This window comes from Moraxella sp. (assembly GCF_024227015.1).
In the GTDB taxonomy this organism is placed as follows: domain Bacteria; phylum Pseudomonadota; class Gammaproteobacteria; order Pseudomonadales; family Moraxellaceae; genus Moraxella.
In genome coordinates, this window is record NZ_JAAELD010000343.1 from 1 (window position 1) to 904 (window position 904).

The following is a 904-nucleotide window of genomic DNA, read 5'->3' on the forward strand; positions in this document are numbered from 1 at the left end:
ACCGTAAAGTGATAATGCGCGCGTCGATCCTCCACAAGATGGCGTGCAAACTCACGTTGGGTGAGTAGCGCATCAGCCGTGATCACCACGCCATCTATATCCAGAGGCGCGAGCAAAGGCGCGGCTATTTTGATCTCATTGGTTTGCTTGCTACTGCCATCATCTAACTGAAGTTCGCCGACTTTTTTTGGGCGTGACAACTCATGCTTTGATGGCCAATGGCGCTCATGATATGGGCTTGTTTACCTTCGCCGTTTAGTGCGTTGCACATGGTTTTGCCATCGATCGCGAGGCTTTCGTCTTCTACGGCATACAACGCACTCCATTGCTTGAGCGCTCGGTCTAGTGCATCTGGCGCAACCCGAATCAAGATTTGACGAATGACATATTCACTGGGCACGATATAGCGCTCATTTTTATAGCTACACCTGAAACGAGCACGGGCATCCTGACCCAAAGACTGCGCCCACTGGGCAATCCCCTTGTAGCCCACACGACCACATAATACCGCTCCTGTCGCAATGCCCAGAATCGTCGATAAGCGATGGCGTTGCCCCTCGGCGCGTCTGGGATCCTCAATCTCGTTAAACAGTTCAGGAAGTGTTTTCATCTGTGCAGCGGTGATCATCAGTGTCGTCTCTCCAAATTGATATTCAGGTTTAAGTTTAGATTGGCTCAACAGTCTACGTGCATTGCGTTGCAAGGGATAAGCAAAGACCATTTTAGGGGATGCATTAGGCTCATAAGCGCCACCGCTAATGCGGCTAAATCCACGCGTTGACCCCAATAGCTGCCAGTTGGCTGCTTTGTAGAGGGTGCCCTGAAAATGCCTGGGATCAACAAATGTCTCCAACAATAACAAAGGATGCTTGAAATACTTAATCCAGTCCGTTGCCAGCCTTCT

2 protein-coding genes are annotated in these 904 nt (G+C 50.2%); both read right to left on the reverse strand.

Features of this window, described 5'->3' with window-relative positions:
* Positions 1-200 (reverse strand): hypothetical protein (locus GY683_RS07670; RefSeq protein ID WP_297288172.1); only part of this gene is annotated, 200 nt, incomplete at its 3' end.
* A partial coding sequence (locus GY683_RS07675) for a transposase family protein (RefSeq protein WP_297288173.1) occupies positions 164-904 on the reverse strand: 741 nt, incomplete at its 5' end. The genes GY683_RS07675 and GY683_RS07670, both read right to left, overlap by 37 nt.